At 33.2% G+C, this 15957-nt stretch carries 13 protein-coding genes and 1 tRNA gene; 5 read left to right on the top strand and 9 right to left on the bottom strand.

The window, feature by feature from the left end; genetic code table 11:
- Positions 1 to 2: 2 nt before the first annotated feature.
- The 5 genes from LQU93_RS01510 to pheS form a co-directional block, all read right to left on the bottom strand.
- Entirely contained in the window at positions 3 to 1658 is a 1656-nt protein-coding gene (locus tag LQU93_RS01510) for a 30S ribosomal protein S1 (protein ID WP_229932121.1), read from the bottom strand.
- 151 nt (positions 1659 to 1809) lie between these two features.
- Positions 1810 to 2637, bottom strand: a complete 828-nt coding sequence (locus LQU93_RS01505) for a 4-hydroxy-3-methylbut-2-enyl diphosphate reductase (protein ID WP_229932120.1) — start codon at positions 2635 to 2637, stop codon at positions 1810 to 1812.
- A complete protein-coding gene (gene aroA / locus LQU93_RS01500; RefSeq protein ID WP_229932119.1) occupies positions 2627 to 3901 on the bottom strand; it encodes a 3-phosphoshikimate 1-carboxyvinyltransferase in 1275 nt (424 codons plus the stop codon). The genes LQU93_RS01505 and aroA overlap by 11 nt, the downstream gene beginning before the upstream one ends.
- Entirely contained in the window at positions 3898 to 6222 is a 2325-nt protein-coding gene (pheT, locus tag LQU93_RS01495; protein ID WP_229932118.1) for a phenylalanine--tRNA ligase subunit beta, read from the bottom strand. The genes aroA and pheT overlap by 4 nt, the downstream gene beginning before the upstream one ends.
- On the bottom strand, positions 6219 to 7211 hold the full coding sequence (gene pheS / locus LQU93_RS01490) for a phenylalanine--tRNA ligase subunit alpha (RefSeq protein WP_229932117.1): 993 nt from the start codon (positions 7209 to 7211) through the stop codon (positions 6219 to 6221). The genes pheT and pheS overlap by 4 nt, the downstream gene beginning before the upstream one ends.
- Before the next feature lie 128 nt (positions 7212 to 7339).
- Between pheS and LQU93_RS01485 the strand changes: the two genes are divergently transcribed.
- The gene (locus LQU93_RS01485) at positions 7340 to 7693 is read left to right on the top strand and encodes a histidine triad nucleotide-binding protein (protein ID WP_229932116.1); all 354 of its coding nucleotides are present in this window, start codon (positions 7340 to 7342) and stop codon (positions 7691 to 7693) included.
- 49 nt (positions 7694 to 7742) lie between these two features.
- Here LQU93_RS01485 and LQU93_RS01480 read toward each other — a convergent pair whose 3' ends face one another.
- Both LQU93_RS01480 and LQU93_RS01475 read right to left on the bottom strand, forming a co-directional pair.
- Entirely contained in the window at positions 7743 to 11027 is a 3285-nt protein-coding gene (locus LQU93_RS01480; RefSeq protein ID WP_229932115.1) for a S8 family serine peptidase, read from the bottom strand.
- A 106-nt stretch (positions 11028 to 11133) separates the two neighbouring features.
- Positions 11134 to 12249 carry a methyl-accepting chemotaxis protein gene (locus LQU93_RS01475; RefSeq protein WP_418884056.1) on the bottom strand — a complete coding sequence of 372 codons (1116 nt, stop codon included), beginning with the start codon at positions 12247 to 12249 and terminating at the stop codon, positions 11134 to 11136.
- Positions 12250 to 12874: 625 nt separating this feature from the next.
- Here LQU93_RS01475 and LQU93_RS01470 point away from each other — a divergent pair.
- Genes LQU93_RS01470 through LQU93_RS01460 form a run of 3 tightly spaced genes read left to right on the top strand, consistent with a single transcriptional unit; the run spans position 12875 to position 14681 of the window.
- Entirely contained in the window at positions 12875 to 13219 is a 345-nt protein-coding gene (locus LQU93_RS01470) for a hypothetical protein (RefSeq protein WP_229932113.1), read from the top strand.
- Positions 13220 to 13222: 3 nt separating this feature from the next.
- A complete protein-coding gene (locus LQU93_RS01465; protein WP_229932112.1) occupies positions 13223 to 14401 on the top strand; it encodes a peptidase M50 in 1179 nt (392 codons plus the stop codon).
- Positions 14391 to 14681 carry a metal-sulfur cluster assembly factor gene (locus LQU93_RS01460; protein ID WP_229932111.1) on the top strand — a complete coding sequence of 97 codons (291 nt, stop codon included), beginning with the start codon at positions 14391 to 14393 and terminating at the stop codon, positions 14679 to 14681. The genes LQU93_RS01465 and LQU93_RS01460 overlap by 11 nt, the downstream gene beginning before the upstream one ends.
- A 3-nt stretch (positions 14682 to 14684) precedes the next feature.
- Here LQU93_RS01460 and LQU93_RS01455 read toward each other — a convergent pair whose 3' ends face one another.
- Both LQU93_RS01455 and LQU93_RS01450 read right to left on the bottom strand, forming a co-directional pair.
- Complete coding sequence (locus LQU93_RS01455; RefSeq protein WP_229932110.1) at positions 14685 to 15419, bottom strand: hypothetical protein; 735 nt, start codon at positions 15417 to 15419, stop codon at positions 14685 to 14687.
- 153 nt (positions 15420 to 15572) lie between these two features.
- Positions 15573 to 15649 (bottom strand) — tRNA-Arg (locus tag LQU93_RS01450).
- Between the two features lie 126 nt (positions 15650 to 15775).
- Between LQU93_RS01450 and LQU93_RS01445 the strand changes: the two genes are divergently transcribed.
- The gene (locus LQU93_RS01445; RefSeq protein ID WP_229932109.1) at positions 15776 to 15955 is read left to right on the top strand and encodes a hypothetical protein; all 180 of its coding nucleotides are present in this window, start codon (positions 15776 to 15778) and stop codon (positions 15953 to 15955) included.
- Positions 15956 to 15957: the final 2 nt, after the last annotated feature.

Here is a 15957-nt window from a genome sequence, read left to right as displayed (position 1 = left end):
TATTATTTAAGCTGATCCTTGATAAGATCGCCCAATGTCATTTTGTCGTCGCTATTTATCTCATTTAGCACTTCACGCTCTTTTTGGCGAGCTAGAAATTTAACGCTTAGTCTAATTCTGTTTTTTCTATCGTCAATAAATGCAATAGCCGCCTCAATCTCATCGCCTACTTTTAATGCATCAATATCTGCACTGCCTAAATCTTCTTTGCGAATAAGTGCATCAACATTATCTCCAAGCTCAACAAATACGCCAAAATCCTTAATATCACGTATTGTTCCCTTGACTATATCGCCAACTTTGTATTTTGATGCAAATTCCTGAACTGGACTTTGCTTTAGTTCTTTTGCACTCAGAGAAATTTTCTGCTCTTTGTCATCAATCTTTGTGATTTTTACTTCCACTTCATCATTTACTTTGTAAAGATCTTTACATCTTACGTTTCTATCCCATGAAGCATCTTCGTTATGCAACAATCCCTCAACAGAGCCAATTTTAACAAATGCACCAAAATTTGTAACGCTAGTAATCAGACCTTTTGTAACCATGCCCTCTTTAAAATCTTTTTTAAATTCATCAAAAGGCTTTGGAAGTAAATTTTTTAAGCTTACTCTTAATCGTCTATCGTTTGCGTCTATTTCAATTACTTCTACATCTATTTCTTCGCCCTCGCAAATATGATCTTTTGGATTTTTTATATTTTTATCCCATGAAATTTCAGATATATGTAAAAATCCCTCTATGTCGTTACCCAAATCAACAAATGCACCATAAGGTTCGATATTGCTAATTGTTACTTTTATCGTATCGCCAACCTCCAATCCATCTTTTATTTCATCCCACGGATCTGGCATAGCAGCTTTTATAGATAGCGATAAGTGTCGTTTTTCATTGTCATAGCTCATTACTTTTACGGCTACTTTATCACCCTCTTTGTATAAAGAGCTTGGGTTTACAGGACCTTTGTAGCTGATCTCACTATAATGAACTAAGCCATCAACTCCACCAACATCTACAAACATGCCATAAGTTGTTATTTTTTTAATTGTGCCTTCTATCACATCGGCATTTTCCACTATTGCGCAAAGAGCCTCTTTGCGTTTTCTTCTATCTTCATCAAGTAGCTTTTTGCGTGAAACCACGATGCTTTGCTCTTCATTATCAACTTTGATAATTTTCACTTTATAGCTTTTTCCGACAACATCATTTGCGTTTTTAAATCCGCTTTGAGTCTTAGGCAAGAAAAACTCAACACCATTATTATCAGTTGCTACAAATCCACCTTTATTTTTGCTTATAATTTTTACATCAAAAGCGTCTTGATGTGTTTCAGGATTGTAGTTTTGAATAAATGCTTTTACTTTTTCCTTGCGAAGTGCTTTTTTGTGTGATACAGCTCCGCGTCCAGTAATTACAACCTTTATAGTGTCACCAACGTTATAGATTAAATTTCCATTTTCGTCAGTTATCTCACTAAGTGGTAATCTGCCTTCGGATTTTTTACCCACATCCACTAAAGCCTCGTCACCTCTTATCTCTACGATAGTGCCTTCGCTATCCTCTTCAGTCCTTTTAAAAGACTCCTCTAACATCGCGGCGAAATCATTACTCTCGTCAATACCTTCCACCTCAAATTGAACTTTTCTGTTCACAGCCATCTTGATCCTTTGTATTTTATGTCTCGCACTTTAGTGCAAAGTTTCTGATTTTATCTAAAAATCGCTTTATTGTGCTTGAAATTTTAAATTTTACTAATAATAAAATTTTCGATATTACCTATTAGATAAAAGAGTAAAATTTCAATCAAAATTAGTTGAAATTTTCTATCTTATCAATAACTTTTTGTATAATCCAATCAGGGGTAGAAGCACCAGCACTAATTCCGCATAAATCCTTGTTATTAAACCAAATTTTGTTTAGCTCAGTTTCGTTTTCTATTAAGTAGCTATCAGTGCAATTTTGCTTTGCAATTGAATAAAGTTGCTTTGTGTTTGAGCTATTTTTGCCACCTATTATTATCATGACATCAGCCCTTTTTGATAAAGCATCAACTGCTTCTTGATTTTCAAATGTTGCATTACAAATTGTATTAAATACCCTAACTTCTTTTACTTTAAGCATCAAAAAACTAACAATTTGCATAAATTTTTCAATTTTTTTTGTTGTTTGACTTATAACAGCAACGCGTTGATTTAGCTTGACATTTTTAAGCTCATCTTCTTCTAATACAACATAAACATTGCCTTTAGCATATGATTTTACGCCCTTTATCTCTGGATGATTTTCATCTCCAAATATAACTATATCATAGCCTTCATTGCTCATTTTTTCACAAATTTGTTGTGGTTTTGTGACAAATGGGCAAGTTGCATCAATGACATTTATGCCACTTTTATTTAACTGCTCCAAATCACTTTTTGTTATGCCGTGAGTGCGAATTATAGCCTTTTTTTCATCTGTAAGCTCATCTATGCCTTCAAGTGTTTTTACGTTAAAATTTTGTCTTAGTCTATTTATTTCTTCATTATTGTGTATCAAAGGTCCGATAGTAGCGGCATCTTTTGCGTTTTCAGCAATTTTTATAGCTCGTTTAACACCAAAACAAAAACCATAACTACTTGCAAGCTCAATCTTCAACACTCACTCCTATTTTTCTTAAAATTTGCGTAAAATTTGGAAATGATGTTGCTATAAATTCACTTTTTTCAACTATCATTCCGCACCTTAATCCAAGCACGGCAAAACTCATGGCTATTCGATGATCTCCATGACTATCAATGATAGCTGATGTCGGATTACCTCCAGTAATCACAAAACCATCTTCAAGCTCTTTAGCTTCAATTCCGCACTTTTTAAGCCCAGCAACCGTTACAGCTATCCTATCGCACTCTTTTACTCTAAGCTCTTTTGCGTTTATTAATTTACTGGTTCCATTTGCACTAGCAAATGCTATGGCAAGAGCTGGTGCTTCGTCAATCAACCAAGATATATTTTCACTTACTTCTACTGCTTTTAAAGGCGAGTAGGCTATCTCTATATCGCCTATATCTTCGTATTTTTCACTATTTTTATGAAATTTTACAATCGCTCCCATTTTTGCCAAAACATTATAAGCTTCAATGCGAGTTTTGTTTAACAAGATATTTTTAAGAACTATATGCGAACCTGGGATAATCGTAGCAGCAACAGCATAAAAAAATGCCGAACTTGGATCGTTTGGCACGTCTATATTAAGCGGATTTAATGGCTTAGTCATAGGATTTAGCTTAATATTTAAATTATCTATTTTTATATCTGCACCCATGCCGCCCAACATGCGTTCGGTATGGTCTCTACTTAGTTCGTTTTCGCTATACTCACATCCATTTGAATAAAGTGCAGCTAGTAAAAGTGCTGTTTTAATCTGTGCTGAGGCGATTGGACTTTGATAGCTAAAATATTTTAATTTCGCACCTCGTATACAAAGTGGTGCTTTGTCACCTTTGCTTGTGCCATCAATTTTAGCACCCACTTTAATCAACGGTTTAGCTACTCTTGCCATTGGTCGCTTATTTAAATATTCATCGCCACTAAGGACAAAAAACCCATCTTGAGCCGCAAGCAATCCCATAAAAATTCTCATTGCTGTGCCAGAGTTTCCGCATTCTAATACAACTTTTGGCTCAGTAATTTTATTTGGAGGCACAATAAGTATCTCATCGCCATTATCGATTACATCGGCACCTAAATTTTGCACTATTTTTAAAGTATTTAGTGTATCTTCTGCTCTTAGATAATTTCTTACCCTACTTGGTTTATCGCTTAGCAACGAAAATATAGCACTTCTGTGCGATATAGATTTATCAGATGCGATATTTGAAATTTCAGCCTTTATTGGCTCATTTATGGCTTTTATTTTCATCTTATACCTATGTTTAAATCATCTTTTAACTTGGCTAAAATTTTATCCATTAAGCAAGCCACTTCTTCATCTTCAAGCGTTTTTTGCATATCTTGAAATGTAAATTTTATACTTAAGCTCACATTATCGCCAAGTTCATCTGAGCTATAAATATCACTTGGAGCAAACTGCACATTTAAACCAAGGGAATTTATGCTATCTTTTATTGTTTTAAATTTCATATCTTTTGGAATGATTAGGCTTAAATCACGACTAATACTTGGAAATTTAGAGTAAGCTTGTGCCTGAATGTTTGTGTTTGCTAGCCTATCAAAATATATCTCGCTTACATATGTTTTTGATAAATCTCGCTCACTCGCAACATCTATACTAACTCTGCCTATATAGCCTATCTCATCGCCATTTTTTATAATTTTTGCCTGTTCAAATGGGCTTAAGTATCCCATCTCGCTACTTGGCACTAAACTAAACTCTCCAACTATGCCTTGAATCATGCTAGCAAAACCCATAAAATCAACTTGAGCTACCTTTGTGCCGTTATTTAAACTTGGTTCAAATTTTAATCCACTTACTACAAAGCCAAATCTCATGCTTTGATTTGCATTTTCATCAAAAACCTCGCCGTATTCGAACAATTTAATTGATTTTTTTTGATTTTTACTATTTTTTTCACACGATTTTAGCAAGTGATTTACTAGCGTTGGGCGTAGTTCGTTTAGCTCGTTATTTATAGGATTTATTATTGAAGTTTTACACTCTTTAAAACCAAGTTTTCTTAGCTCATCACTACTATCAAAGACATAATGCACACTCTCATAAAACCCAACAGCCGCTGCCTTTTTTCTAAGGTTTAAAGCAAATTTATATCTTTTTAGAGTGTCGTTTATCCTATTTGATTCACTAAATTTCATTGGAGCACTTGCGATATTATCAATTCCAACTATCCTAACTATTTCTTCACAAACATCATGTATATTTATAATATCATATCTATAATTAGGCACTTTAACATTTATATTCTCGCTTTCTTGTGTAAATGCCACGTCAAAACCAAGCTTTTTTAGAATTCTTACAATCTCTATTTTAGGCACATCTTGACCTATCATTTTATTTATATCTGTAATAGTAAAGCTTATAGTTTTTACTTCAGTTTTTGTTGCACTTAGCTGGTGCCCTGCATAAAATTTTGCTATATTTTGAGAAGATAATCTTTCAAAAATTGGATCTATACCTAAGGCCAAATTTGGCTCACTTGAACGAGTCGAGCGATAAAGCTCATTTGTCTTTACGATGTCTTTATTTTCGCCAACATACTCACTTACTACACTAGGATCGGCATAGCTTGCCTCTAACAAAATCAATTTTGAGCTTTCATCTATCATTGTATCTTTATTCTGATACACACCAGCTACGCCCAAAATTTTATCATCTACTTTTAGTATGCTTTCTTGATGTGTTCCAACGCTAATATCTATACTTATCTTTTCATCTGTTGAAATTTTAGCAAAATCATACATTCTAAATATTACGCCAGTTGAATGCGTAGCGTATTCGCATAGCCTACGCATAGGATGCGTCTCACTACATTCTATCAAAGCAAGTCTTAGTTTTGTTACTAAATTTTCACTTGGATTTTGCATAAGCTCAAACGCTCTAAACATATGCAAGCTTTTTACTTTCTCATGTGTGTGAAGCGATAAAATTCTGCCAATTCCAGGTAAATTTTCACCATCAACATACGCCAAACGCTCTTTAATCGGCAAATCAAGTGCCACGCTTAGCTCTCTTGCTATTCCATGTATGCTATTTGCATCACCTCTGTTTGCCGTAATATCAACTTCTATAATAACATCATTAAATATATCATACTCATTTAACTCTTTGCCAAGCTCAAGCCTACCTATACTCTCATCAAGCACCATGATTCCGTCATTTGTCTTTGCTAGACCTAGTTCGGTTGATGAGCATATCATACCATTGCTCTCAATGCCACGTAATTTTGCACGTTTTATCTGCATACCATCTGGCATAACTGCACCATTTAAAGCAACAGCAACAAACTGCCCTGCTTCAACATTCTTAGCACCACATACTATTTGCAAACTATCACTGCCGACATCAACCATACAAATATTTAACTTATCGGCATCTGGGTGTTTTTCCTTGCTTTTTACATATCCAATTACTATTTTCTCTGGAATTTTTACCTTGGTGCATCCATCTACTTCTAACCCTATTGAATTAAGTGTTTTTAAAATCTCATCCGCACTAACGCTACTTAAATCAATCCACTCATTTAACCAATTTTTTGAAATTATCATCTAAACTGCTCCAATAATCTTAAATCTCCCTCAAATAACGAACGCAAATCAGGCACTCTATGAAGCAGCATCGCAAATCGCTCTACTCCTAAACCAAATGCATATCCGCTTACATTTTTATAGCCAACTGCACTAAAGACATTAGGATCTACCACCCCACAGCCTAGCACTTCAAGCCAAGTTGTGTGCTTACATACCCTGCAGCCCTCTCCATGGCAAAATATGCAACTTATATCAACCTCGGCACTAGGCTCCGTAAAAGGGAAAAAGCTAGGACGAAAACGAACTTTTACATCACCAAACATATGTTTTAAAAAGCCCTCAAGCATACTTTTAAGATTTGCAAAACTAACATTATCACTTGGCTCAACTACCAAGCCCTCTACTTGATGAAACATCGGAGTATGAGTTAGGTCAAAATCACGGCGGAAAACAGTGCCTGGAGCTATCATGCGAATGGGCGGTTGCGTGCTTAGCATTTTGCGTATTTGAACCGGACTTGTATGGGTTCGCAAAAGTCTATTATCATTTAAATAAAATGTATCTTGCATATCACGTGCAGGATGATATTTTGGTAAATTTAAAGCCTCAAAGTTATGAAAATCATCTTCTATTAGCGGTCCGGTCTCTAGTGAGAAATTTTGCGATACAAAATACTCAATAATCCTGTCCATAACGTCCATAACTGGATGCAATGCACCACTCGCAACTGGTTCGTTAAAAAGTGTAACATCAACAGCATCTTTTTGCATTTTGGTCAAAATTTCAGCCTTTAAAAGCTTTGATTTTTTACTCTCAATGCACTCATTTAGCTCGTCTCGCATCTTGTTTAAATTAGCTGCAAATTCCTTTTTCTCATCACCATCAAGCTCTTTAAGTTTAGCAAATCCACTAGCCAAGATTCCCTTTTTGCCAAAAATTTCAACCCTAACCTTTTCAAGCTCTGCTACACTCATGCAATGAGTTATCTTATCTATATAGTCTTTCAAAACTAACACCTTTTAAAAATTTTATTTAATTTTATATAATTTTTATTAAAACTTGGCTAAAAAGCACTGAATTTTGGCTATAATTTTGTCGATGAAAAATTAAAAAAAGTTCAAAGGAGAGCCTAAAAATGACAATTTTTGAAAAAATTGTAGCTGGTGAATTGCCGTGCAACAAAGTGCTAGAAAACGAAAAATTTCTAGCGTTTCGTGATATAAATCCGCGTGCACCAATACACATACTAATTATTCCAAAAAAGCATTTTGAAAATATTCAAGAATTTGATCCAAGTTTAATGGGCGAAATGCTAAGTTTTATCCAAGAATTAGCTAGATTTATCGGTGTAGATAAAAGTGGCTATAGATTGATAACAAACTGCGGAGAAAACGGCGGACAAGAGGTCATGCACCTGCATTTTCATCTACTTGCCGGAGCAAAACAAGGCTGGGATAGAAGTCAATCAGATCCTAAATCTACATTTTAATGTTAAACAGGCAAGTTAAACTTAGAAAATTTTCTAAGTTTAACTCATGTCAAAATAAAAACCTATATCCAAAACTTGCTTGGGCTGAGAAATTATTTTGATTTTTTGAATACTCAAAATTTCCACCCAATTTAAAAAACACTCCGCTACTAAGCAAAATTTCCCAATCTGCATTAAACTGCAAATTATTATCGATTAATTTCGTGCTTTCTTCAAAATTATATCCAGCAAAATCTACAAATTTTGCCCTGCTTTTAATATTTTTTCCGCTTAAAATTTTTTCATACATCACACTAAAAGTTAGCTTTTGATTATCCAAAATATGATACTGAGTATCAAATCCAAATACAGCAGAATAGACGTTTTGTCTCACTCTATCGTAACTCTTTGCAAAAGCTGCTCCACTTTCATTAAAGGCATCTTGTGTAATAAAGCCAGCATTAAGATAACCGATCGGAGTTATTACTAAATCGTTAATTACGAAGTCTTTGGCAAGTCCAAGCTGAGTTAAAAAGATAGAATTTTTATAATTTGCACTAATCTTATTATCTACAAGATATATCTTTCTTTCTACGTCATTGTTGCCAATTCCAAAGCCAAGTCCTGATAAAATTTTATAATCTTTCATATCAAAACTATAGCTAAATACCGCATTTAACGCATCACTTTTAATATTTGAATATCTAAAATTTAAATCACTTTTTAAATAATTTAATCCAAAACCAACAATATCTGAGTTTTCCAAAATTCTATAAAATCCGATCTCGGAGCCAACACTTTTGCCATTAAATTTATCATTATTGTATTTTTTGTATTTTGGAGTTATATACCAAGTGTTTTTATAAGCTGCATTATCTAATGTATCCTTAACATATTTTATTAGCATTTCATCGCTTAAACCAGCCACATAAATTGGATTTTTAGCAAGGGTTACAGCAAAACTTTGAGTGCTTGGAGTTTTTAAAATAGATAGAGTATTGATTCTGCTAAGCTCATATAAAGGCTGATTTATACTAGGTATAGCCTCACTAACTCCACTTTGAGAAATACTGTCTAAAATTTCACCTGCACCACTATCAATCTTAGCAAATATTTCTTGATATTGACTGCTTAAATTGTTTCGAGTTCGTATGCCTCTTAAAGCACTTCCTATTGTACTATCTTTAACCTCATAGGCATTTGGCTTTAAAACCGGTTTTATAACCAAAACATCATCATTTTGAATTTTTTGAGCAGGTTGCAAAACGGTTAAAGGAACTACTTTATTAGCTGGAATTAATGGCGTTAAAGGGGTTACTTTCTCGGCTGGAGTTAATGGTATCAAATCAGAATAAGGCAAATTTTTATCTTCATTTATGATAGACTTATCACTATTAGATACTACAAAATCAAGCGTTTGAGTTCCGTATATTTTAATGCCGCTAAATTTATCCAAATGCTCTTTTAATCCTCCAAGTTGCATTTGCACTTTGTGTCCGATTGCGTAAAACTCATTTTTTAAAGGTCTATATTCTAGCGTTCCACCTTTTATATCATATCTGTTAGCTTCTAGATTTGAATTGCCTCTTTTATCAAAGCTTAGCACTATTTTGCTATTTTGCCCCTCTTGCGTGTATGTGTTTTCGATTTTAAGTTTATCTAAATCATCATTTCCTGGCATAAAAGTTCCCCTATTTAGCACAGCACCTTTTATTACGCCATTTCCAGTTACAATGCCGTTTTCTTGGTTTAAAACTCCACCGCTTATCACGCCACCACTTCCGTCAGCTCTTTTTGATATATTTAAGGTTCCATTTTGTATAACCGTAAGCCCTTGGTATTTATTATCGCCTTCTAGTCTTAAAGTCCCACTTCCGTCCTTTATAAGTCCTGCATTTAGATTTCTTAAATTTTGAGGTAAATTTTGGGCTGGATGAAATTTATTATAGTATTCATCATATGTCCCATACGCTTGTTCACCTTTTATTCTATGATATTTATCGTCCCATTTTCTCTGGTCTATGTCGTTGCTAAACACGGCTATTTTATCGGCTGTATCTATGGTATAATAAGCCTCTTTTTGATTGTTTAAAAATGTTTTTACATCACTATCGTCCATCCTATTTATATCTAACAAAGCAAGTCCATTCAAAGCTTTTTTGGCGTCTAAAATACCCTGACCAAAGACCTCTTCTTTGCTAAGTCTGATGGCAAAATTAGTATTTAAGTTTGTTAAACTATTTGCCGCATCATAATCTTCATATTTATTTTTTAAAATTTTATTTGCATCATATCCTGCCTTATTTAAATCGTTTCGGATTGTATTTTCATCTTTTGGAACATCTTTGTTTATATATATGACGCCATATTTTACCTTGCTTCCATCCGGTATAGTTTTTACTATTATACTTGGAAACTCAAAATCACTATTTGCAGTGCTTAAAATCACATCTGCTATTTGTTTGCCATTTAAAAATGGGAATTTTTCTTGCACCAATGCAGCCACACCGCTTACAAAAGGTGCTGCCATAGATGTGCCACTCATTTTTATAAAATCATTATCATTTCTTGAATATGCCGCGTTTATGTTTGTGCCTGGTGCCATTATGGAAAAAAGCCCAGCCTTTCTAAAATGGTTGCTTTTTTCGAAAATTCCATCTTTGCTTATTACAATTTTGCCATTTTGATTTTTACTAATCCCTGCTGAGTTTAGTGCCCCAACCACAAGCCAAGATCTCAAACTTTCATCATAATATGGCATAGAAGCTTGTATGCTAGATCCTGGCATTCCTTCATTTCCAGCAGCGAATATGCTTAATATATTTTTTTCTTGCGACAATCTAATTAAATCTTTTGCAGCTTCTCCAACCTTGCTTAAAAGCTCATTCTTGGTTAATTCCGGTTGATATTTACTACCAAGTCCTTGTTGAAGTCCAGCCGTTGGGTATAAATTTGACCCCCAGCTATTGTTTATAATCTTTACATCTTTATCTTTAAAATAATCGTAAATTTTAGGACTTATTGTGCCTAGTTGTGAAGTATTTTGAAATGCGTAAATTTTAGCCTTAGTTGCTACGCCTCTAGGCTTATCCATATCTAAAATATTTCCAACTGCGATAGACACAACATGAGAACCGTGCGTTTCTACGCTAAAATCGCCACTTTTATAAACCTTCTCATCAACAACTTTATCTTTTAAGCTTATGTGTGTTTTTCTAACGACAGAATCTGCTATACCTATAACAACTCCGTCACCAAAAACCTGCAAATCATTTGCATTGATTAAATTAAGATCGCTGTTGGCATAAATAACACTACAAGCCATCATGCTTAAAGCTATTTTTTTATTCAACATTATAAATAACCTCTAATTTCACAATTTAAGGTAATTATACAGTTTTTACATTAAAACAATTATAATTTAAGCACACCATTGTTTAATTATATAAAAATGTCTAATTTTATACTTTAAATTTACTTAAATCATTTTTTAATGCGGCTGAAATTTCATCCAAAACTGAAGCCACTTGCAATAGTTCTTTTGAAATTTTTTCATTGTCATCTGCAATTTTTAGAGATTTTTCACTCTCATTTAACAAATTAGACACATTTGTTAGACTTGTTTGTGTTTTGTTTTCTACATCTTTTATGATGTTTATGGATGAGCTAGTGCTTTGTTTTGAGTGATACGCCATATCCATAAGCTCATTTGCTCGTTTATTTATCAAAGAGATATCAGACGCATTTTGCTTAAGCGAAGTATTTAAATCAGATACTCCGTAAATAATATTCTTAGAGTTTATCTGTATATCTGTTAGCTGAGAACTTGTTTGTTCGGCTAACTTTCGCACCTCTTCAGCAACAACCGCAAAGCCACGCCCATACTCTCCAGCACGTGCGGCTTCTATGGCTGCATTTAGTGCTAAAAGATTTGTTTGATCAGCAATATCATCTATGATGCCTAAAATTTTACTTATATTTTCACTTTGCATTGCTACTTCTTGCGTTTTTATAGCCAAGGCCTCTTCGTTTTGACTAGCTTTATTTATACTATCAACTACATTTTTTAGCGTATTTAATACATCATCAAGACTTGCATTTGACTCTTGAGATAGTGATACGGCATTGTTAGCCATTTGCTTTGCAAATGTAAAATCATCTCCGACATCTTTTGTTAATTTATGCGACAACTCCGCTTGTTCTTTTGCATTTTGGGAGCTTTTAGCCAACCTTGATGAGTTATTTCGTAAAGTATTTATTTGATTGCTTATATTTTCAGAGCTTGTCGTAACATTTTGTATGGTGTGTTCAATTTTTTGAATAAAAGTATTAACATTATACCCAACCTTGCCGATCTCATCGCTACTTTTTACTTTTATTCTTGCCCTTAAATCACCCTCGCCATCAGCTAAATCTTTTGTAGTATATCTTAACTCTTCAATCGGCTTTATAACAACACTTCTTAGTGTAAATATTATCACAATTAGCGTCAAAACAAGAGATACAACAAAAAGAGCTATGAGAGTATAGCTTTGTGATTTTATATCATTGTCTATATCTTTTAAAGAGTAAGACATATCCATCACGCCAAGCACATTATTTTCACTCTCATTTACATGACATGCCAAGCACTCACTATCTGCCATAAGTGGCTTTATGAGCCTTACAAAATGCTCATCATTTTTATAAACCTCTAATCTTTTGCTTCCTGGCGTTATAAACTGCTGTCTTATCTCATCATCGCTAACCCTAACACGCTCTAGACCAAATAACTCAGCAACCGAGTTTGATTTATACACTTTTAATTCACTGATATTTTTTATCTTTGAGTTTAATTCAAGCGATGATCTTATAGCCTCAGCGTCACCTAAATTCATAGCCGAACGAAGAGAATAAAACACAGATTCACTAAGCATTTCTAAGCTATTTGTCGCAATATTGTTAGATGATTTTTTTATCTCATTTACAATAATAATTTCAAGCAGAACGAAACTAACAAATAGTAACGAAACCACACTAAGTATTATTTTCTTAGAAATACTTAAATTTTTCATATTGTGCCTTCTTTTTATTAAATTGTAACATAATTATGACTAATTTTTTTGAATATTGCGTAACTGTGCTAAATTTTTGACTTAAATCAATAAAAAAAAATTATAAAAGAGTATAATTATCCTAATTTTATTAAATCAAGGAGAAAAAATGAGTTTTTTTGAAAATTGGAGCGAGTTTAAAGCCGAAGGTGCCAGTGTGAGCTTTTATAAAACAATCAAAAATGATATTCAAATCATAGGATTTGATTCACGTCCATGCGTTCCACCTGAACCAATGGTAAATGCAATGGTGGCACTAAACATGATAAATGATAAAAGCACAAAAGTTGTAATGATAAATCACAAATATCCGGCTGGTCTAATCCCAAAAATACAAGATAAATTTAATATCGAGCGTGAGAATTTAGATGGCGAAGAAGTTAAGCTAACTTTTAGTCTCAAAGATGGTGTTGAGCCTGAAAAATACAACACAAATCAAGTTTGTCACGGATAAAACATGCTACTTAATACATTTGCACCGCCGTTTAGACTAGTCGGCGGTTATTTTATAGCTGGTATGATCTGCCTTATACTTAGTGTTTTGGCATTTTTAAAGGCTGATTTTAGCTCACTTACAGCCCTAAATACGGCTGGTTTTATGCATGTATTTTTTGTTGGTTTTGCTATGAGTATTATTATAGGTGCACTATATCAGCTAACATCTGTGATACTTGAAGAGCCATTTTTTAGCATTAAAGGTGCTTTTTTAAATTTATTTGCATTTGTGGCTGGTGCATTGTTGCTTAGTTATGGCATGATCACATCAACAATGCCACTTTTGCATGCTGGTGGTGGTTTGCTTTTTGTATCTTTATTGTTTTTTGATATTACATTTTTGCTTAGTTTTTTAAAGACAAAAAAGAGAAGTTTTGCTAGTGTTACGCTTTTAATTTCATCTATCTATCTTTTAGTTGGCATTGTGCTTGGCTTTTTATTAGTTATGATTTTTAGCGGTTTGGTTGCGATTGATTTTACAACTGCACTTTATTATCACATATACTTTGTGCTTGGCTTTGTGTTTTTTATAATAGTTGGTGTAGCAAGTGTGTTGCTACCGATGTTTGCACTAGCTCATAATATCAGTTTTATGCTTAGTAAAATTTCACTTGTCTTATTTGTAGTGGCTGGATTTTTGCTATATTTTAGTGAAATTTTAGCTATTATTTTTATAGGACTAGCACTATTTTGCTTCATATCACAAGCGTTTTTGATAATGAAAAACCGCGTAAGAAAGGCATATGATTACTGGAATTTAAACGTGCTTTTATCGCTTGTTAGTCTTGCTTTGTTTATTATTTTATTTTATATAAACCAAACATACATAGCCTCGTTTATCTTAATTTATGGATTTTTGTATCCATTTATAGTAGGACATTTGTATAAAATTGCACCGTTTTTGATTTGGTATCACTACGTAAGCCCATATGTTGGCAAGGCTAAAGTGCCGCTTTTAGATGAGATGATGCTAAAACGCCAAGCATATATCTCACTTGCATTTAATATTTTAGCATTAATTACTTACATTATAAATGCTAAAATTTCAATGATCTTTATGCTAATTAGCATTATTTTAGTTGCAGTAAATGTAATAAACTTTTTTAAATATACAAAATTTGGAGTTACAAATGAGAGATAAAATTTACGCACAACTTAGCACTATAGTTGATCCAGAAGTCGGATTTGATATAGTTTCGCTTGGGCTTATATATGATGTAAGTGTAAGCGATGATAAAGCAAAAGTCACAATGACACTATCTACAAAATCATGCCCTCTTCATGAGTTAATCCTTGGCTGGGTTAAAGATGCCGCCTTAAGAGTTGATGGCATAAATGAGTGCGAGATAGATCTAGTATGGGAGCCTGAGTGGAATATCACAATGGCAAGTGACGAGGTTAAAAAGGCACTTGGTGCCTAAAAATTAGGCTAGTCGGTTTCCTATCGCACTAGCCTTTAACTCTCTTAATTCAAAAAATAAATAATAATATATAAGTTCTGACACACTAAGGCTTTTGTTGCGAAATACCGGATATATCATACTCATAAGCCTATCAGATATCCCCGCTACCTCAACAAGCAAAAGCTCATCTTGTCTGCTTTTAGCAACTTTTATACAGTTTGCAAAAAATGTATAAAGTGTTTTAAATTCCTTTAAAAGCACATTTGATACGATTTTAGAGTCCCTATAGATAATATTTTCAATTTTTTTCTTAAGCTCAACTAAATTTGAAAGCGTTAATCGGATTTTATTGCGCCTTGTTCCGTTTTGACTAAAGAAGTTTTTTTTGTCGTTTTTTACCAAATTGCCATACTCTATCACTAATAAATCAATAGTTTCAGTGACTAGTTTTAGACTTTGTTGCAAATTATAATTTGCCTGTGGACTTACGCCAGATTTTTTTATTTTTTGCTCAATTGAAACTTGAATTTGGCTTAGATATGAGCTTATGTTTTCATAATAATCTTGCGTATTAAATACATTTTTAAAAAATACAGTCTCATCTCCATCTTTTTGTATTTTATCTTTTAATGCATCTATGTTTGCATTAAATTCCGCTACGCTCTGATAAGGCTCTAGCTCTTCTTCATACTCGCCAAAAGCTGAGATTTCAGCCTCCATATCTTTTATTATTTTTTGTATATTTTCAAAATCCATAGCTCATTTTCTTTAGTTTAATTAATTTTGCAAGATTATACTAAAAAAATAAGAAATTTTGGCTAAACATTTAAAACTAGAGTTGTTTTGATTAAAATAAATTTTAAAAAACTCAAAAAAAGTTATTTGAAAAATAAGGATAAATCTTAGAAGTGGCGCGCCCGAGAGGATTCGAACCTCTGACCTTTTGAACCGCAATCAAATGCTCTATCCAGCTGAGCTACGAGCGCAACAAATTGGTATTTTGTAAAAGAAAGTGTGATTTTAGCCAAACTTTCCTAAAATTTTTATAAATTAATACACTTTTTAGAAAAAAATAGTTAATCTTTGCAGATACAAATTTAAAGGAATATAGTATGAATGATTTTTTTGATAGTCTAAAGCAGATCAAAAAAGAGATGACAAGCAACACAAAAGAAACAAAGCAAAATACAGCAAAAACATTTAGCAAAGATGAAGCTATCGCACATAAAGAGCAAAAATTAAGAGATGAGTTTTTAAGCTATATAAAAGACAACGATATCATAAAAAAATAGCC

This window comes from Campylobacter majalis (assembly GCF_905120465.1).
GTDB lineage: Bacteria > Campylobacterota > Campylobacteria > Campylobacterales > Campylobacteraceae > Campylobacter_A > Campylobacter_A majalis.
Note: the sequence above shows the minus strand (reverse complement) of the source record. Positions and strands in the feature narration are given on the sequence as shown.